This window comes from Pseudomonas sp. EU05-FHT14B02, assembly GCF_058791055.1.
The window spans coordinates 56,029-71,868 of the sequence record NZ_JBYTDD010000021.1 but is presented as its reverse complement, the minus strand read 5'-3'; the positions used below and the strand labels follow the sequence as shown (position 1 = coordinate 71,868).

The window sequence follows — 15,840 nt, the reverse complement described above, 5'->3', positions numbered from 1 at the left end:
CGCCGGCCAGCCAAAATTTAGGGAGCGTCTATTGTTGTTCGGGTACCGGCTCAAAAGACCAGAGCCAAAAAACACAGCCAGATGGCGGATGCGTTTTCGCGCAGGGCCTCTTTTTAGCCCATCGGCCCGTTGCAATCCAGAGGCGCGGGCGATTATGCCCCAAGAGCCGGCTCAGAAGGTTTCACGGTCGGATTTTTCATGAAATGCACAAGGGAGCATCATCCTGATGAATGTAAGTCCAACCTACCGCTCGCGTTTGCAGACCGTCACGTTGCTGATGCTGGCTACGTTGCTGACCGCCTGCGGCATCAACAACATCCCGACGCTCGATGAACAGGCCAAGGCCGCCTGGGGCCAGGTGCAGAACCAGTATCAGCGGCGCGCCGACCTCATTCCCAACCTGGTGGAGACCGTCAAGGGCTATGCGGCCCACGAGAAGGAAACCCTGACCGCCGTCATCGAAGCCCGGGCCAAGGCCACGTCGATCCAGGTGGATGCCTCGACCCTCGACAATCCGGAAAAGCTCAAGCAGTACCAACAGGCTCAGGACCAACTCAGCGGCGCCTTGAGTCGCTTGATGGTGGTCTCCGAACGTTATCCGGATCTCAAGGCCAACCAGAACTTCCTCGCCCTGCAATCGCAGCTTGAAGGCACCGAGAACCGCATCAGCGTGGCCCGGCGCGATTTCATCCTTGCGGTGCAGAAATACAACACCGAGATCCGCACGTTCCCCGGTCGCCTGTGGCACATCGTGATGTACAGCGACCTGCCGGTGCGCGAGACCTTCGAAGCCACGCCGGGTTCGGAAAAGCCCCCCGAGGTCAAATTTTGAACAGCGCTAATTGGCGTCACCACGCAAGAGGTTGCCAATGGGCGTCCTGAAAACAGGCCTGTTGCTGTTGTTGTGGGTGGTGGCGATCGCTGCCCACGCCGAGCTGAGCTTTCCGGCGCTGACCGGGCGGGTGGTCGACACTGCGCAGATGATCGAGCCATCGGTGCGTCAGCAGCTCAGCCAACAACTTCAGGCCCATGAACAAGCCACCGGCGAGCAGCTTGTGGTAGTGACGTTGCCGGATTTGCAAGGTACCGACATCGCCGACTTCGGTTACCAACTCGGCCGCCACTGGGGCATCGGGCAGAAGGACAAGAACAATGGCGCCTTGCTGATCATTGCCCGGGACGAGCGCCGGCTGCGTATCGAAGTCGGATACGGCCTGGAGGATCGCCTGACCGATGCCCAGAGTTCGGTGATCATCAACCAGGTCATCACCCCGTCATTCAAGACCGGCAATTTCAGTAAAGGCATCAGTGACGGCGTAGCGGCGATGCTGGTGGTGCTGGGCGGTAACTCCCTGGACGAACCCTCCACGGCGTATGAATCCAGAGGCGATCCGGGGGATGATTTCATCGCGCGGCATCCCGGGTTGTTCGTGTTTTTTGTGATGTTATTCATCCTGACTGTTTTTGTGTGCCAGATGCTCGGTATTCTTCCCGCTGGCCGGGGCGGCTCCGGTGGATCCGGGGGCGGCTTTGGCGGTGGTGGATTTGGCGGCGGCGGCGGTGGTGGGGGAGGCTTCAGCGGCGGCGGGGGCAGTTTCGGCGGGGGCGGTTCGTCCGGCGGCTGGTGATAATAAAAACGAGCAGGCACTTCACGACATGGCATTACTGACGGAACACGAACAACGCAAGGTGGCCGAGGCCATTGCCCGGGTCGAGCGCGAGACAGACGCAGAACTGGTGACAGTGCTCGCAGCCCGCGCCGACGACTATGCGTACATCCCGTTACTGTGGGCCAGCCTGCTGGCGCTGCTGGTGCCGGGCATCGTGCATTACCTCACCGGCTGGCTGACCATGCACAGCCTGCTGATGGTGCAGTGGGCCATCTTCATCGTGCTGTGCCTGGTGTTCCGCCTGCCGAAAGTCACCACCCATCTGATCCCGCGCTCGGTGCGCCACTGGCGCGCCTCGAACCTGGCGCGCCGGCAGTTCCTGGAGCAGAACCTGCACCACACCGAGGGCAGCACCGGCATGCTGATTTTCGTTTCCGAGGCCGAGCGTTACGTGGAGATCCTGGTGGATGAAGGGATTTCCAGTCGCCTGGACAACAAGAACTGGGATGCGATCGTCGCGACGTTCACCCAGCAGGTGAAACAGGGGCAGACGCTGCAGGGCTTTGTCAGTTGCGTCGAGGCCTGTGGCGAGTTGCTCAAGGTACATGTGCCGGTGACCCATGTGCGCAACGAGCTGCCGAATCGTCTGGTGGTGCTGGGTTAAGCCAGGGCTTCATCTGCTTTTGTAATGCGCCGCGACACAGTTCCCGAACGTTGTCCGGCGGGGAGCTTGTCTTCAACATCTCTCTCATGGTGCACGCCCTGCGATGGGCGTTCTGTGTAGAGGGAGTTCTTATGAAAACGCAACAAACGCTGGAGAACTTGGTGGAGGATGCACCCGGTAGCGCAATGCTTACTCCGCTGGTGCAACTGACAACGAAAGAGACACAAGCCCTGGAGTGGTGCCTCAAAGGCAAGACGTCCTGGGAGATAGCCAGGATTCAGAGCTGCTCGGAATCCACCATCAACTTCCATTTTTCCAATATCCGCCGCAAGTTCGCCGTCAGATCTCGCAACGCGGCCGTGTTCAAGGCGCTGAAGTCGGGAGCCATCACTGTTGAACCATTGCAGTCGCGAGATACCCATGAGCCTGACTGATTCGACCTATAACAGTATCAGCGGGCTCATGGTGGGGTTGGGTATTGCGACGTTGCCGGCTATCGATGGAGAAGCCCTGTTCGGCGCGACGCTTGGCGCGTGGTTGGTCACGACCACACGCGGCAACTTCAAGGCCTGGCAACGCATCGGTTCCTGGCTGTTGTCGGCGGGTGTCGGTTACCTGTTTGTCCCGGTCGCCCAGCCACTGGCACCTTTTCTGACAGCCGGTGTGACGGCCTTTCTGTGCGCGTTGCTGGTCATTCCCATCAGCATCAAGCTCATGCAGTGGATCGATGGCGCCGGCCTCGGTGACATCCTTCGTCATCTCAGAGGGCGAGGGCAATGACCTTTGAGATGGCGGCTCTGGTGTGGGTGGCGGGCGTGGCTCACCTGGTCAGTGCATTCAGGCTGGCGTGTTACCAGCGCGACGAACAACGTTACCACTGGTGCGACAGGATATTGATCAGCTTGCTTGGCGCAGTGTTCTGCCTTGCCGGCATCGATGTATTGCTGAAATTCCTGCCGGTTAGCCCATGGCACGCAGTGGTGAGTGTTTTTTCATGCGTAATGATTGTTCGCAGTAGTGGCAACATTATTGTTTTGTGGCATGCCTTCAAGCATTGAAACGTCGGACTTCAAATCAGGTTTTGTTTGAGTGTCCAAGTGAGGCCAGGATAGTGGCCATTTCCGAAAGTTGTGTTTCCAGATCCCGCAGGCGTCGCTTTTCCTCCAATGCGTTTTGTATTGCGCAGCGGTCATCCTCATCAAGCAATCGCCACAGCGAAAGGATGGTGCTTTCCTGCGTTGTTGCAGTTTCCGCAACATTTGCAGGAGCGTTGACATGGGGCTGCCGCAGCATCGGCCCCTCGCCCAGCAGCAACCAGTCAAGGGAGATGCCGCGAGTCTGTGCAATGTCTACGCATAATGAGTATGGCGTGCTGTCGCGGCCTTTCCAGCTGCTGAGTGTCTGGGGGCTGATCTGTAGCGCAGAAGACAGGGATGCGTCAGTTTTTGTACCCGTGATTTGCTTCAGGCGGGCCAAAACAGCTTGTGATTTTTTGCTACGCAATTTGAGCCTCTTCCTTTTGACATATGCTTTTTGAGTGCTTAACGTATGCGTAATGAGTACTTTTTTTTCTTGTAAGTAATCAATCGTCAACTATGAATCAGAAGAATACGATGTCGAAACTTCCTAATGGTATCAGGGTGATTTCCTACGAGCTTGGCTCGTATCTATTACGTGTCCACCCGTTGCACTTCCTTTTGTCTGGCGGACGTTATTTGCAGCACCTGTCTTTCACCAATTGTGTTTCAAACAGTATTGCGTTTGATCAATTCGATTACCACCGGATGGCCCAAGGGAAGCATGTATGAGTACTTACAAGATGGTGTGCCCGCACTGCTTGAGCCGGATGCGCATACGTACCAGCGAAGGGCGGCATATCTTCCTGCGGGTGGCATACCTGCAATGTACGTCGGAGGCCTGTGGCTGGTCGGTACGGGCCGAGTTCGAAATGACCCATGAGCTTTCCCCCAGCGGCATGCCCAATCCGGCCGTGCACCTGCCGTGCGCCGGACCTGACTTGCGTCGCGCCGCGCGGCCTGTCACCGAGAGTGCTCCGGCGGCGCAAGCGCAACAGGAGTCTTGAGCATGAAGGAGGTTGATGAACAGGCCCATTTGAATGAGGAGCTATTGGCCATAGCGCAGGCGTTTCTGACCCGTCATGAAGGCGAGGGTGTGATTGATGATCAAGTGCTGTTCTGCCGTGCGGTGAGGCATTTGCAGAGTCTGGATATGCCAATGCATCAGGCGGAGCGACTGGTCAGCCACGCGTATGGATTACTCAAATCCAGCAACGATCGCCGACGTCTGGATCTGGCTGCAAGTTCCGAAACTGTCGCCGTGGTCACTGATCCGGTCAACGGTCTGACGTGGGCGGTGCCGGTAGGGTTGATCGTCAAGTTCGTCATCAACTCGCCGACCAATCGCAAACTTCGACTGGTGGAGCCATAAGGTAGCGACGGTTGGATTCAGGTCCCGATCGGCGGGAACGGGACCTGGCGCAAAATTACCCCGTGCCCAAAACCCTCGTCCCCCCTAAAATACCCGGCATCCCCAGATTCGTATTGCCGAGGCCGTTTTTCCATGTCTGTCACCGCCACTCCCGCCAGCCTCGCGCCGGATCATCACGCCCAGTTCATCGACCTGCTGCAGTCGAGCCTAGAGCACAATGCATTCATCAAACTGGTGCTGGCCAAGTACGTGGGTGATGAAACGGACCTGCAGCGGATCATCATCAAGCCGGTGACGGTCAAGGCGCAGCCTTGCCTGTCTTTTGTCTACCGCTACAAGACCCGCGATATCACCAAGAACCTGCCGCTGGTCGAAGGCGTGGCGAGCATTGCCGGGCTGCTACCGGCGTCGTTCAAAAATGCGCATTTGTTGTCGTTGACCGACGAAGCCCAGCTCGAATACAGCAAAAAAGGCAAGTCATCGCTGTTCAAGAGCCAACCTCAGCAATTGCGCGAAGTGCCATCGGCCGAGCACAACCGTGAGAAAAACCGTTTTCTTGACCTGAGTCGGCCGTTTCTCGCCGACCTCGGTGTGACCAACAGCAAGCACGAGCTGATCCCGGCGATGTCGCGCAAGTGGAAGCAGATCAACAAGTTCATCGAAGTGTTCAGCCATGCGCTGACATCGTCCCCCCTGGCGCTGGACAAGCCGGTGCGTGTGGCGGACTTCGGGTCGGGCAAGGGCTATCTGACCTTCGCCATCCACGATTACCTGCGCAACACCTTGAAGGCCGAAGGCGAGGTGACCGGCGTCGAACTGCGTGAAGACATGGTCACCCTGTGCAACGCCGCCGCCGCCAAGCTTGAACACCCCGGGCTGGTGTTCAAGTGCGGTGACGTGCGCAGCGTGGCGCCGAGCGAGCTGGACGTGATGATCGCCCTGCATGCCTGCGATATCGCCACCGACTATGCGATCCACACCGGTATCCGTTCGGGAGCATCGATCATCATGTGCTCGCCGTGCTGCCACAAACAGATCCGCCTGCAAATCCAGAGCCCGGCGCTGCTCAAGCCGATGCTGCAATACGGCTTGCACCTGGGCCAGCAGGCGGAGATGGTCACCGACAGTTTGCGCGCGTTGTTCCTTGAGGCCTGCGGCTACGAGACCAAGGTGTTCGAGTTCATCTCACTGGACCACACCAACAAGAACAAGATGATCCTGGCGGTCAAACGCGCAGAGCCGGTGGACCCGGCCCAGTTGCTGGCGAAGATTCAGGAGCTGAAGGATTTCTATCACATCAGCGAGCATTGCCTGGAAACCCTGCTGCGCTCCGACGGTTACCTCTGATCCTGTGGGAGCGAGCTTGCTCGCGATGGCGGATTTACAGTCGATAGAGATGTTGAATGTGATGTCCCCATCGCGAGCAAGCTCGCCCCCACAGGATTGGGTTTGATCGCTGTCTTGCGCCCGAGCATCACCGTCACGATCACCCCGCCGGCAAACAGCCAGGTAATCGGCTCCACATGTTCACCGAAGAACAGCGCCGAGAAGGCGATGGTGAAGAAGATCTGCAGCAACTGGATCTGGCTGACCCGGGCAATGCCACCCATGGCCAGTCCGGCGTACCAGGCAAAGAAACCGATGAACTGCGAAAACAGCGAGACATATCCGAAGGCCCACCAGGTCTTGGCGGAAATCTCGCCCTGATGTTGCAGTGCCAGATACACCACCGGGCCGATCAGCAGCGGCGTCGACAGCACCAGCGCCCAGCAGATCACCTGCCAGCCGCCCATCTCCCTGGCCAGCCGGCCTCCCTCGGCGTAACCCAATCCGCCCACTGCAATGGCGCCGAGCATCAGCAAGTCACCGGCCTGAATGCTGCCGGCACCGCTGATCAGTGCATAACCGAGCACTAGCGCACTGCCCAATGCGGCGCAGGCCCAGAAGGCTTTCGAAGGCCGCTCATGGGACAACCACGCGGCGTACAGCGCCACGCACAGCGGCTGCAAACCGTTGACCAGCGCACCGTGGGACGCCGGCAAGGTTTGCATGGCCCAGGCCGACAATACCGGGAAACCGAGGATCACCCCGGCCATCACCAGCGTCAGGCCTTTGACCTGCTTCCAGGTCGGCCATTTTTCCCGGTGCCACAGCAACAGCAACGCCGCCGGAACCGCTGCAAACAGTGCCCGGCCCAGGCCATTGAGCAGCGGGTGGAGCTCCTGCACGACGATCCGCGTGAAGGGCAGGGTGAGGCTGAAGATCACAACGCCGAGCAAGCCCAGGGCCATGCCGGTGTTTTCGCGCGAGGACATGATTGCAACCAGAATATGGGGTGATGGGGTAAGGCTCCATATAGCCATAAACCTTGGGTTTTCCGCTGTTACAGCTAGGCACAGACTTATCCGTACAGTTTGCGGGCTGGCTCGCGAAGAACGATAACGCCGTAGTAGCCGGTTGTTACCCGACCCGCCGGATAAGGACTACCTTGAATACTCCTGCACGCCCACTTCCAGAGGAGTCCTCCCCATGGCTGCGAAAAAAATTCTGATGCTGGTCGGTGATTACGTCGAAGACTATGAAGTGATGGTGCCGTTCCAGGCGTTGCTGATGGTCGGCCACACGGTGCACGCCGTTTGCCCGGACAAGGCTGCCGGCCAGACCGTGCGCACGGCGATCCATGACTTTGAAGGCGACCAGACCTACAGTGAAAAACCCGGTCACCTGTTTGCCCTGAACTTCGATTTCGCCAAGGTCAACGCCGCCGACTATGACGCGGTGCTGATTCCGGGCGGCCGTGCGCCGGAGTACCTGCGCCTGAACGAAAAGGTCCTGGAGCTGGTGCGCGCTTTCGACAAGGCTGGCAAGCCGATCGCCGCCGTGTGCCATGGCGCGCAGTTGCTGGCGGCAGCGGGTATTCTCGAAGGTCGCGAATGCAGCGCTTATCCGGCCTGCGCTCCGGAGGTGCGGCTGGCGGGCGGTACGTATATCGATATTCCGGTGACGGACGGCCATGTTCAGGGCAATCTGGCCACGGCTCCGGCCTGGCCTGCACACCCGAGCTGGCTGGCTGGTTTCCTGGGGTTGCTGGGTACAAAGATCACGTTGTAACGAGGGACTTGTCCATGTGCGAGTTGTACGTCAAAGCCGACCCGATTCTTTACGAATCGCGCTCCCGCTCGCTGCGCATCTGCGGGGTGGTCACCACCCTGCGGCTGGAAAATCAGTTCTGGGACATTCTCAGCGAAATCGCCGAGGTCGACGGCATGACCACCAATCAGTTGATCGCCAAGCTGTATGAAGAGGTGATGGACTATCGCGGCGAAGTGGTCAATTTCGCTTCGTTCCTGCGGGTGAGTTGTACGCGGTATCTGAGTCAGCGTCGGACTCAGGTACCGGAGTTGTCGGTGGTGCGCGCTGCGGCGAAGTAAGGAAGATCGTGTCGACGCCATCGCGAGCAAGCCCGCTCCCACAATGGTTTGGTGTACACAAATCTACTGTGGGAGCGAGCTTGCTCGCGAAGGGGCCAGAACAGGCGACAGAAACCCGAGGCTGGTCTTTACTGTGAAGCGCGCAACCTTTCAATCGCCAAGGAGAAAAAGCATGTCCGGATGGTATGAAGTGAGCAAAAGCAGCAATGGCCAGTTCAGGTTTGTCCTCAAGGCGGCCAACGCCGAGACTATTCTGACCAGCGAGCTGTACAGCACCCACGCCGCCGACAAAGGCATCGCCTCGGTCCAGGCCAACAGCCCGCTGGATGAGCGATACGAGAAGAAAACCACCAAGGATGGCCATCCGTATTTCAATCTCAAGGCGGGTAACCACGAGATCATCGGCAGCAGCGAGGCCTATTCCTCCGATGCCGCCATGGAGAAAGGCATCGCCAGCGTGAAGGCCAACGGTTCGTCCAAGGTGGTCAAGGACAAGACGTTGCCGGTGCTTTGATCACTACCTTCACATCCAGTACCAATCCTGTGGGAGCGAGCTTGCTCGCGATGAGGCCATAACATTCAACATCCATGTTGTCTGATAGGCCGCCATCGCGAGCAAGCTCGCTCCCACAGTGGCTTTATGTACAGCTGGAGATCAGCGCAGGGCCTTCAACAGATCTTCCAGCTGATCACAACCTGCCTCACTCAACGGGAATACCGGCAGCCGCGGATCCCCCACCTCCAGGCCCGTCGCCCGCAAACCCGCCTTGATCGTTGCCGGCAAGCCACCCTTGAGGATGAAATCCAGCAGCGGCAATTGTTGATAGAACAGTTCGCGAGCCTTGCGCAAATCGTTGGTCAGCACTGCTTCGTACAAATCCAGGTTGAGCTGCGGGATCAGGTTCGGCGCAGCGGTGCACCAGCCTTTTGCGCCGGCGACGAAGGCCTCCAGGGCCAACGGATTGCAGCCGTTGTAGAACGGCACCTGGCCTTCGCCGAGACGTTGCAGTTGATGCATGCGCTGGATGTCGCCGGTGCTCTCCTTGACCATGGTCACGTTTTCCACGGCATTGACGATGCGCAGGATCAGGTCCACCGACATGTCGGTGCCGCTGGTGGCCGGGTTGTTGTAGAGCATGATCGGCACGCCGATGCTGTCGCCGATGGCGCGGTAATGGGCGAGGATTTCCGCTTCGCTGAGTTTCCAGTAGGACGTGGGCAGCACCATCACCACATCGGCGCCGTGAGCTTCGGCGAAACGCGCGCGGCGCACCGCTTTAGCGGTGGTCAGGTCGGACACGCTGACGACGGTCGGCACGCGCCTGGCCACGTGCCTGATGCTGAACTCGCTGACCTGATCCCACTCTGCGTCGCTCAGGTAGGCACCTTCACCAGTGCTGCCCAGCGGTGCGATGGCGTGTACGCCGCCCTCGATCAGTCGGTCGATGGAGCGCCCGAGGGCATCCAGGTCAACGCCCTCGCCGTGGGGGGTGAAAGGGGTGATGGTGTAGCCGATGATGCCGTGAATGTTTGCGGTGGACATGGTGTCTCTCCGTTCGATCGATGGGTTCAGTTCAGGCAATCGGCGTGTTGGCGCAGGATCTGCCGGGCGTAGTAGTTGAAAGCGGCGGCATGCCGCTTGGGCCGGGCAATCCAGTCGTGGGCTTCACGGCCCAGTTCGGGAATGATCGGTTTGATGGTCCCGGCGCTCATCGCCAGCAGTTGCAGTTTCGCGGCGCGTTCGATCAGTTGCGCGATGACGCAGGCTTCCTCGATGGTGCCGCCGGTGGATAATTGGCCATGGTGAGAAAGCAGGATCGCCCGTTTGTCGCCCAGTGCCCCGGCAATCAGCTCGCCTTCCTCGTTGCCCACCGGTACGCCCGGCCACCCTTCGAGAAACGCGCAGTCGTCATAGAGCGGGCAGAGGTCCATGTGGGAAATCTGCAGCGGCACTTCCAGCATCGACAAGGCTGCAACGTGGGTCGGATGGGTGTGAATGATGCAGTTCACATCCGCTCGGGCGCGGTACACCCAACTGTGAAAACGATTGGCCGGGTTGGGCATGCCGTGGCCTTCGAGCACCTCCAGGTCCTCGTTGACCAGCAGCAGGTTGCTCGCGGTGATTTCGTCGAAACCCAGGCCCAGTTGTTGAGTGTAGTAAGTGCCGGGTTGTGGACCACGGGCGGTGATTTGTCCGGCAAGGCCGGAATCGTGACCATGCTCGAACAGGATGCGGCAGGTCAGGGCCAGCTTTTGCCGGGCGGTCCACGTATTATCCGCCAGGGTATTTTGCATTTGGTTCAGCGCGTGCTTGACCAGTTGCTCTTTGGGCAGTGCTAATGTCTTGGCCATATCGGTGTCCTTTGGGTGATTCAATGGACGTCGGGTTTGCCGTTCACCGGTTCCTCGCAAAGTCGTCGGTGAGTGCAAATGACACTAAAGAGGCTATATGACACATTGTGTCATTGGCAAGGACAAATCGTTGCCTCCTTGATGGATAAATCGCTCTACATGTCTATCCGTTTGAAATTACTCAGAAAAAAACTTGGCGTGACGTTGGAAACCCTGGCCGAACAATCCGGCATGACCAAGAGTTACCTGTCGAAAGTCGAACGCGGGTTGAACACGCCGTCGATTGCTGCGGCCCTGAAACTGGCCAGGGCGCTGAATGTGAATGTCGAGGAACTGTTCTCTGAAGACAACGTCAGCCTCGACAGCTACAGCCTGGTGCGCAGCCACGAACGGCAACCCTTGGGCGTCAGTGACAACAATTCGGGCTACGCGGTGCTGGCGCATCAGGTCAGCGAACGCAGCCTGTTGCCGTTCATCATCTACCCGCCGGCCGAGTTCACCGACAAGACCTTCAAGGAGCATTTGGGCGAGGAGTTTTTATTCGTCCACGAAGGGCGGGTGGAGGTGGACTTCATGAACGAGCGCGTGCTGCTCGATCGTGGCGATGCATTGCACTTCAATGCGCAAAAGCCGCACCGGATTCGTTCAGTGGGTGAGGTGCAGGCGCAGTTGCTGGTGGTGGTGCACAGCACTGAAGAATGAGTTGACTGCAAAAGCATCGCGAGCAAGCTCGCACACAGGGATCACGCTGAACCTGTGGGAGCGAGCTTGCTCACGATGACATTAGCTGTGTCGCCGCTAAACCTCGACGGGCACCGCGAGCTTCGGACTCCCCAACGCGTGGCTCTTCGAATCAAAAAACCTCAACTCCACACCCGTCCCCTCAAACACCTTCGCGTAATGCCGCTTCTGGTGCTGGATGAACGCCTTGCTGCGCGGGTAAATCGAGATCGCCACCACCTGCGGTTTCGCCAGGCGCAAGGCATGGATGATGTGGCTGTCCTGCTCCCCCAGCGCATGGCCGAAGATGCACAGCGCCTGGCCGTGACCGAGTAATTGCTCGTAGCAGAACGACAGGTAATCCGAACTGCGAATGGTCTTGAGCTTGTCCGCACTCGGGCCTTCATTGACGAACAGCGGCACGTCGTCGAGGGTCTTGATCGTGTTGTTGATGGCGAAATTGCCCAGCAACGTGCCCTCTGTCGACATCAGCTTGCGCGCCGTACCGTCCTGGTTGCGCACCAGATGCAGACCGCCGTGCAGGTACAGCAAACGGGTTTTATCGGTGGCCGTGTCGCTCAGGTCGAAACCGGGCTCGGCGCCCTGGAACAGATCGCTGATCGCCTCAGGTTGGTGTTGCACTGCCCAGTAGTTGAGCAGGTCGTAATTGGTGGTGAACACCGTGCGGTAGCTGGCCAGCTCCTGATTGATCGTCGCCAGCGTCGAAGGCACTACCAGCCGCCACGGGATATGCACCGCATGCACAGTGTTGATCAGCGCTTCCTTGATCGCGTAGTAGCGATTGCGCGGGGCGGCGGAGCTGACAGCCAGGGCCTTGTTGACCCGGCTAGTGGTTTTCAAGGCGCTCAGTACCTGCTCGAAACTGCGGGTCTGCATCGCATCGAACACGCTGAGTTCGGACGGGCTCAGGGGTTTTTCTTCAACGGTGCGGGCGTTTTCGAACAGCGATTCGTAGCCGAAATCGTCCCACACCGCGCGACTGGCACCGTTGCCCACCAGCAAGCCACTGAACGAAGTGGTGCTGCGCAAGGCGTTCCAGTCTTCAAGTTGAGCATCGACATCCTGGAAATCGGTCATTGCGGTCTTCGTCTCACGGCAAAAGGTCTGTGGGCCGCGACTTTATCACGACCGGTGCCTGGACCACGGCACGACGTGGGCGAAGAACGCTATGCTGCGACTTCGCCTGAGCCGACTTCGCCGAGTGCCCGATGCTGCAAAAAAGCCTGATCCGCCGTCTCGACCTGATCACCCTGCAACTGTTCGTCGCCGTGCACGAAGAGGGCACGCTGACCCGTGCAGCGGCGCGCGAAGCGATTGCCGTCTCGGCGGCGAGCAAGCGTTTGATGGAGCTGGAGGAGGCGTTGGGCATCAGCCTGTTCGTGCGCCAGGCCAAGGGCATGTCCCTGACGCCGGCCGGTGAAACCCTGCTGCACCATGCCCGGCAGATGTTGTTCAACGTCGAGAAAATGGGACTTGAACTGGGCGAGCACAGCCACGGTGTGCGCGGCTACGTGCGGATGCTCGCCAACCTGTCGGCGATCATTCAGTTTTTGCCTGAGGACCTGCGGGATTTTTCCGAGCGTCACCCACAGGTCAAGACCGACCTCGAAGAACGCCCCAGCGCCGGGGTGATTCAGGGTGTGCTCGACGGGGTGGCCGACCTCGGGATCTGTTCCATCGACAGTGACATCAAGGGCCTGCACAGCGTGCTGTATCGCCAGGACAAACTGGTGGTGTTGATGCCGCCGCACCATCCATTGGCGAGCCGCTCGAGCCTGGCTTTCGCCGATACGCTGGACAGCGATTACGTCGGCCTTCATGCCGCCAGTTCGATCAACATGCGCACCCATGCCGCCGCCCGCGAGGCCGGCAAGGTGTTGCGGGTGCGGATTCATGTGCCAGGGTTCGACGCCATGTGCCGCATGATCCAGGCCAACATGGGGATCGGCATCCTGCCGCAGCGAGCCTATGAATTGTTTGGCCGGGCGCTGGGTTTGCACGCGGTGCCGTTGACGGACGAATGGTCGGACCGGGCGCTGATTCTGGTGGTGCGGGATGAGGCGTTGCTGTCGCCGGTGAGCCGGATGTTGTTTGAGCATTTGCGGGGGGCAGCCTGAAAGTTCTTCACTGACTGGGCCGGCCTCATCGCGAGCAAGCTCGCTCCCACAGGGATCTTCAGCGCTACACAGATCCAGTGTGGGAGCTAGCTTGCTCGCGATGACTGACCTGAGGCCGCGACAATTTCCCGGAGCATTCGCATTTCGCGAACGCCCGTTGCCAACTGAAGGTTGGATTCCCGAGTCCCCTGTCCTCTAGCCTTGGCTCATATTCCAAGAACAAGAGGTACCCCGCGATGACTGCCCCCTTGAGTGCGATCAAAGTGATCGAGATCGGCACGCTGATTGCCGCGCCGTTTGCGGCGCGCATGCTGGCCGAGTTCGGCGCCGAGGTGATCAAGATCGAAGCCATGGGCCAGGGCGATCCCCTGCGTAAATGGCGCAAGCTGCACGAAGGCACCTCGTTGTGGTGGTACTTGCAATCACGCAACAAGAAGTCCCTGGCGCTGAACCTCAAATCCCCGGAAGGCATCGAACTGGTCAAGCAACTGGCGACCAGTGCCGATGTGCTGATCGAGAACCTGCGTCCCGGCGCCCTGGAAAAACTCGGCCTCGGTTGGGATGTGTTACACGCACTCAACCCCAACCTGACACTGGTGCGGATTTCCGGATACGGCCAGACCGGCCCGTATCGTGATCGTCCGGGTTTCGGTGCCATAGGCGAGGCCATGGGCGGGATCCGCTACACCACCGGGACGCCCGGTTCGCCGCCGGCGCGGGTAGGCGTGAGCCTTGGCGATTCCCTGGCTTCGCTGCATGCGGTGATCGGTGCGCTGATGTCGCTGCTAAGGGTCAAGACCGGACAGGGCGGCGGGCAAATCGTGGATGTGTCCCTGGCCGAAAGCGTGTTCAACGTGATGGAAAGCCTGGTGCCGGAATACGACATGCTTGGCCATGTGCGTGAACGCAGCGGTGGTGCCTTGCCGGGGATTGCGCCGTCCAACACTTATCTGACCGCCGACGGCGCCTACGTGGTGATTGCCGGTAACAGCGACCCGATCTACCGGCGCCTGATGCAAACCATCGGCCGCGCCGATCTGGCCGAAGCGCCAGAGTTCGCCCACAACGACGGGCGCGCAGCCAAGAGCAACCTGCTCGACGCCGCCATCACCCACTGGACCAGCAGCCTGCCCATCGACGAGGTGCTGGCTGCGCTGGAAGCTGCCGAAGTCCCGGCCGGACGCATCTACTCGGTGGCCGACATCGTTGCCGACCCGCACTATCAGGCGCGGGACATGCTGCTCAATGCCGAGCTGCCCGGTGGCGCCACGGTGAAGATGCCGGGTATCGTGCCGAAACTCTCCGAGACCCCCGGTGGCGTGAACTGGTCCGGCCCTGGGCTGGGCCAGCACACCGTTGGCATCCTCGAGCAATTGGGCCTGACTGCAACAGACATCGAACGTCTGAAAGTCGAAGGAGTGGTGCAATGATCAGCGATTATTCAGACCACCTGATCGTGCAGGAAGTGTCCCCGCGCGACGGTTTGCAAATCGAACCGACCTGGGTTGAAACCCACGACAAGATTGCCTTGATCGACCAACTGTCGTTGGCCGGATTCAGCCGTATCGAAGCCGGTTCGTTCGTGTCGCCCAAGGCCATTCCGGCACTGCGCGATGGCGAGCTGGTGTTCAAGGGCATCACCCGGCAACCGGGGGTGATCTACGTCGCGCTGATCCCCAACCTCAAGGGCGCACAACGGGCACTGGCGTGCAGGGCCGATGAGCTGAACCTGGTGATGTCCGCCAGCCAGACCCACAACCTGGCGAACATGCGCATGCGTTGTGAGGATTCATTGGCGGCGTTCGGTGAGATTGTGCACTTCGTTGGCGACAGCCCTGTGCGACTCAACGCCAGCATCGCCACCACCTTCGGCTGCCCGTTCGAAGGCAGGATCGATGAGGACCGCGTACTCCAGATCGTCGAGGCCTATCAGGAACTCGGCATCCAGGGCATCACCCTGGCCGATACCACGGGCATGGCCAACCCGCGTCAGGTCGACCGGCTGGTGCGGCGGGTGCTGCAAAGGGTTTCCCCATCAGACCTGACCCTGCATTTTCACAACACTCGCGGTCTTGGCCTGTGCAATGTGCTGGCTGCTTACGAGGCCGGTGCCCGGCGTTTCGACGCGGCCCTCGGTGGCCTCGGAGGCTGCCCGTTCGCACCGGGGGCATCGGGAAACATCTGCACCGAGGATCTGGTGAACCTGTGCGATGAAGTTGGCATTTACACCGGCATCGATTTGCCGCTGCTGCTGAAACTGTCCCGAGGGCTGCCGGCGCTGCTCGGCCACGAAGTGCCCGGTCAACTGGCCAAGGCCGGGCGCAATTGCGACCTGCACCCCGTGCCTTCCTGAGCAGACTGCCCCCCTGTAGGAGCGAGCATGCTCACGATGGACGTCAACGATAACGCTGGATGCCAGATATCCCGCGACGATCTCAGGTTCATCGCGATCGAGCTCGCTCCTACAGTGAAATCGA

The 15,840-nt window shown here is 59.7% G+C and carries 21 protein-coding genes; 16 read left to right on the top strand and 5 right to left on the bottom strand.

All coding sequences use genetic code 11. The annotated features are described in order from the left end of the window. Positions 1 to 226: 226 nt before the first annotated feature. From AC3WTM_RS19490 to AC3WTM_RS19465, 6 genes are all read left to right on the top strand, one after another. Complete coding sequence (locus AC3WTM_RS19490; RefSeq protein WP_102672163.1) at positions 227 to 832, top strand: LemA family protein; 606 nt, start codon at positions 227 to 229, stop codon at positions 830 to 832. Between the two features lie 37 nt (positions 833 to 869). After that, positions 870 to 1,628, top strand: coding sequence for a TPM domain-containing protein (locus AC3WTM_RS19485; protein ID WP_492587632.1), 759 nt, complete (start codon positions 870 to 872; stop codon positions 1,626 to 1,628). A gap of 28 nt (positions 1,629 to 1,656) precedes the next feature. After that, complete coding sequence (locus tag AC3WTM_RS19480) at positions 1,657 to 2,274, top strand: TPM domain-containing protein (protein WP_057716065.1); 618 nt, start codon at positions 1,657 to 1,659, stop codon at positions 2,272 to 2,274. A 131-nt stretch (positions 2,275 to 2,405) separates the two neighbouring features. Further along, complete coding sequence (locus tag AC3WTM_RS19475) at positions 2,406 to 2,708, top strand: helix-turn-helix domain-containing protein (RefSeq protein WP_102672090.1); 303 nt, start codon at positions 2,406 to 2,408, stop codon at positions 2,706 to 2,708. Further along, a complete protein-coding gene (locus AC3WTM_RS19470; RefSeq protein WP_057716063.1) occupies positions 2,695 to 3,054 on the top strand; it encodes a putative holin in 360 nt (119 codons plus the stop codon). The genes AC3WTM_RS19475 and AC3WTM_RS19470 overlap by 14 nt, the downstream gene beginning before the upstream one ends. Next, positions 3,051 to 3,332 carry a phage holin family protein gene (locus AC3WTM_RS19465; RefSeq protein ID WP_102672089.1) on the top strand — a complete coding sequence of 94 codons (282 nt, stop codon included), beginning with the start codon at positions 3,051 to 3,053 and terminating at the stop codon, positions 3,330 to 3,332. Before AC3WTM_RS19470 ends, AC3WTM_RS19465 begins: the two co-directional genes overlap by 4 nt. 16 nt (positions 3,333 to 3,348) lie before the next feature. Here the strand turns inward: AC3WTM_RS19465 and AC3WTM_RS19460 are convergent, their stop codons facing one another. After that, positions 3,349 to 3,867: a helix-turn-helix domain-containing protein gene (locus AC3WTM_RS19460; RefSeq protein WP_306283496.1), complete on the bottom strand. Its 519-nt coding sequence runs from the start codon at positions 3,865 to 3,867 to the stop codon at positions 3,349 to 3,351. Between the two features lie 211 nt (positions 3,868 to 4,078). Here AC3WTM_RS19460 and AC3WTM_RS19455 point away from each other — a divergent pair, with 211 nt between their 5' ends. From AC3WTM_RS19455 to AC3WTM_RS19445, 3 genes are all read left to right on the top strand, one after another. After that, positions 4,079 to 4,357 (top strand): Ogr/Delta-like zinc finger protein, encoded by a 279-nt coding sequence (locus tag AC3WTM_RS19455; protein ID WP_102672088.1) that lies wholly within the window; start codon positions 4,079 to 4,081, stop codon positions 4,355 to 4,357. Positions 4,358 to 4,359: 2 nt separating this feature from the next. Next, positions 4,360 to 4,722 carry a hypothetical protein gene (locus AC3WTM_RS19450; protein WP_057716059.1) on the top strand — a complete coding sequence of 121 codons (363 nt, stop codon included), beginning with the start codon at positions 4,360 to 4,362 and terminating at the stop codon, positions 4,720 to 4,722. Positions 4,723 to 4,854: 132 nt separating this feature from the next. Beyond that, positions 4,855 to 6,069, top strand: coding sequence for a class I SAM-dependent methyltransferase (locus AC3WTM_RS19445; RefSeq protein ID WP_102672087.1), 1,215 nt, complete (start codon positions 4,855 to 4,857; stop codon positions 6,067 to 6,069). Here the strand turns inward: AC3WTM_RS19445 and AC3WTM_RS19440 are convergent. Beyond that, on the bottom strand, positions 6,060 to 7,037 hold the full coding sequence (locus AC3WTM_RS19440; RefSeq protein ID WP_102672086.1) for a DMT family transporter: 978 nt from the start codon (positions 7,035 to 7,037) through the stop codon (positions 6,060 to 6,062). The two genes, AC3WTM_RS19445 and AC3WTM_RS19440, sit on opposite strands and share 10 nt — an antisense overlap. A gap of 214 nt (positions 7,038 to 7,251) precedes the next feature. On the opposite strand from AC3WTM_RS19440, the gene AC3WTM_RS19435 reads away from it, so the two are divergent. From AC3WTM_RS19435 to AC3WTM_RS19425, 3 genes are all read left to right on the top strand, one after another. Next, on the top strand, positions 7,252 to 7,833 hold the full coding sequence (locus AC3WTM_RS19435) for a DJ-1/PfpI family protein (RefSeq protein WP_102672085.1): 582 nt from the start codon (positions 7,252 to 7,254) through the stop codon (positions 7,831 to 7,833). A 14-nt stretch (positions 7,834 to 7,847) separates the two neighbouring features. Further along, positions 7,848 to 8,153, top strand: coding sequence for a ribbon-helix-helix domain-containing protein (locus tag AC3WTM_RS19430; protein WP_102672084.1), 306 nt, complete (start codon positions 7,848 to 7,850; stop codon positions 8,151 to 8,153). Between the two features lie 172 nt (positions 8,154 to 8,325). Then, positions 8,326 to 8,667 carry a YegP family protein gene (locus tag AC3WTM_RS19425; protein ID WP_102672083.1) on the top strand — a complete coding sequence of 114 codons (342 nt, stop codon included), beginning with the start codon at positions 8,326 to 8,328 and terminating at the stop codon, positions 8,665 to 8,667. Between the two features lie 141 nt (positions 8,668 to 8,808). On the opposite strand, the gene AC3WTM_RS19420 is transcribed toward AC3WTM_RS19425, so the two are convergent. Then, positions 8,809 to 9,696, bottom strand: a complete 888-nt coding sequence (locus AC3WTM_RS19420) for a dihydrodipicolinate synthase family protein (RefSeq protein ID WP_102672082.1) — start codon at positions 9,694 to 9,696, stop codon at positions 8,809 to 8,811. A 26-nt stretch (positions 9,697 to 9,722) separates the two neighbouring features. Continuing rightward, a complete protein-coding gene (locus AC3WTM_RS19415; protein ID WP_102672081.1) occupies positions 9,723 to 10,505 on the bottom strand; it encodes an aldolase in 783 nt (260 codons plus the stop codon). A gap of 159 nt (positions 10,506 to 10,664) precedes the next feature. Here AC3WTM_RS19415 and AC3WTM_RS19410 point away from each other — a divergent pair, with 159 nt between their 5' ends. Further along, positions 10,665 to 11,207 (top strand): helix-turn-helix domain-containing protein, encoded by a 543-nt coding sequence (locus AC3WTM_RS19410; RefSeq protein ID WP_102672080.1) that lies wholly within the window; start codon positions 10,665 to 10,667, stop codon positions 11,205 to 11,207. Between the two features lie 96 nt (positions 11,208 to 11,303). On the opposite strand, the gene AC3WTM_RS19405 is transcribed toward AC3WTM_RS19410, so the two are convergent. Further along, positions 11,304 to 12,323, bottom strand: coding sequence for a DUF4917 family protein (locus tag AC3WTM_RS19405; RefSeq protein WP_102672079.1), 1,020 nt, complete (start codon positions 12,321 to 12,323; stop codon positions 11,304 to 11,306). A gap of 131 nt (positions 12,324 to 12,454) precedes the next feature. Between AC3WTM_RS19405 and AC3WTM_RS19400 the strand changes: the two genes are divergently transcribed. From AC3WTM_RS19400 to AC3WTM_RS19390, 3 genes are all read left to right on the top strand, one after another. Then, positions 12,455 to 13,363, top strand: coding sequence for a LysR family transcriptional regulator (locus AC3WTM_RS19400; RefSeq protein ID WP_102672078.1), 909 nt, complete (start codon positions 12,455 to 12,457; stop codon positions 13,361 to 13,363). A gap of 236 nt (positions 13,364 to 13,599) precedes the next feature. Then, on the top strand, positions 13,600 to 14,793 hold the full coding sequence (locus AC3WTM_RS19395) for a CaiB/BaiF CoA transferase family protein (RefSeq protein WP_102672077.1): 1,194 nt from the start codon (positions 13,600 to 13,602) through the stop codon (positions 14,791 to 14,793). Then, positions 14,790 to 15,716, top strand: coding sequence for a hydroxymethylglutaryl-CoA lyase (locus AC3WTM_RS19390; protein WP_102672076.1), 927 nt, complete (start codon positions 14,790 to 14,792; stop codon positions 15,714 to 15,716). Before AC3WTM_RS19395 ends, AC3WTM_RS19390 begins: the two co-directional genes overlap by 4 nt. The last annotated feature ends 124 nt before the right edge of the window (positions 15,717 to 15,840 follow it).

Excerpts from the sequence above, each read along its gene's own strand:
- AC3WTM_RS19490 (WP_102672163.1), top strand. The coding sequence starts at position 227 with ATGAATGTAAGTCCAACCTACCGCTCGCGTTTGCAGACCGTCACGTTG.
- AC3WTM_RS19485 (WP_492587632.1), top strand. The coding sequence starts at position 870 with ATGGGCGTCCTGAAAACAGGCCTGTTGCTGTTGTTGTGGGTGGTGGCG.
- AC3WTM_RS19480 (WP_057716065.1), top strand. The coding sequence starts at position 1,657 with ATGGCATTACTGACGGAACACGAACAACGCAAGGTGGCCGAGGCCATT.
- AC3WTM_RS19475 (WP_102672090.1), top strand. The coding sequence starts at position 2,406 with ATGAAAACGCAACAAACGCTGGAGAACTTGGTGGAGGATGCACCCGGT.
- AC3WTM_RS19470 (WP_057716063.1), top strand. The coding sequence starts at position 2,695 with ATGAGCCTGACTGATTCGACCTATAACAGTATCAGCGGGCTCATGGTG.
- AC3WTM_RS19465 (WP_102672089.1), top strand. The coding sequence starts at position 3,051 with ATGACCTTTGAGATGGCGGCTCTGGTGTGGGTGGCGGGCGTGGCTCAC.
- AC3WTM_RS19455 (WP_102672088.1), top strand. The coding sequence starts at position 4,079 with ATGAGTACTTACAAGATGGTGTGCCCGCACTGCTTGAGCCGGATGCGC.
- AC3WTM_RS19450 (WP_057716059.1), top strand. The coding sequence starts at position 4,360 with ATGAAGGAGGTTGATGAACAGGCCCATTTGAATGAGGAGCTATTGGCC.
- AC3WTM_RS19445 (WP_102672087.1), top strand. The coding sequence starts at position 4,855 with ATGTCTGTCACCGCCACTCCCGCCAGCCTCGCGCCGGATCATCACGCC.
- AC3WTM_RS19440 (WP_102672086.1), bottom strand. The coding sequence starts at position 7,037 with ATGTCCTCGCGCGAAAACACCGGCATGGCCCTGGGCTTGCTCGGCGTT.
- AC3WTM_RS19435 (WP_102672085.1), top strand. The coding sequence starts at position 7,252 with ATGGCTGCGAAAAAAATTCTGATGCTGGTCGGTGATTACGTCGAAGAC.
- AC3WTM_RS19430 (WP_102672084.1), top strand. The coding sequence starts at position 7,848 with ATGTGCGAGTTGTACGTCAAAGCCGACCCGATTCTTTACGAATCGCGC.
- AC3WTM_RS19425 (WP_102672083.1), top strand. The coding sequence starts at position 8,326 with ATGTCCGGATGGTATGAAGTGAGCAAAAGCAGCAATGGCCAGTTCAGG.
- AC3WTM_RS19420 (WP_102672082.1), bottom strand. The coding sequence starts at position 9,696 with ATGTCCACCGCAAACATTCACGGCATCATCGGCTACACCATCACCCCT.
- AC3WTM_RS19415 (WP_102672081.1), bottom strand. The coding sequence starts at position 10,505 with ATGGCCAAGACATTAGCACTGCCCAAAGAGCAACTGGTCAAGCACGCG.
- AC3WTM_RS19410 (WP_102672080.1), top strand. The coding sequence starts at position 10,665 with ATGTCTATCCGTTTGAAATTACTCAGAAAAAAACTTGGCGTGACGTTG.
- AC3WTM_RS19405 (WP_102672079.1), bottom strand. The coding sequence starts at position 12,323 with ATGACCGATTTCCAGGATGTCGATGCTCAACTTGAAGACTGGAACGCC.
- AC3WTM_RS19400 (WP_102672078.1), top strand. The coding sequence starts at position 12,455 with ATGCTGCAAAAAAGCCTGATCCGCCGTCTCGACCTGATCACCCTGCAA.
- AC3WTM_RS19395 (WP_102672077.1), top strand. The coding sequence starts at position 13,600 with ATGACTGCCCCCTTGAGTGCGATCAAAGTGATCGAGATCGGCACGCTG.
- AC3WTM_RS19390 (WP_102672076.1), top strand. The coding sequence starts at position 14,790 with ATGATCAGCGATTATTCAGACCACCTGATCGTGCAGGAAGTGTCCCCG.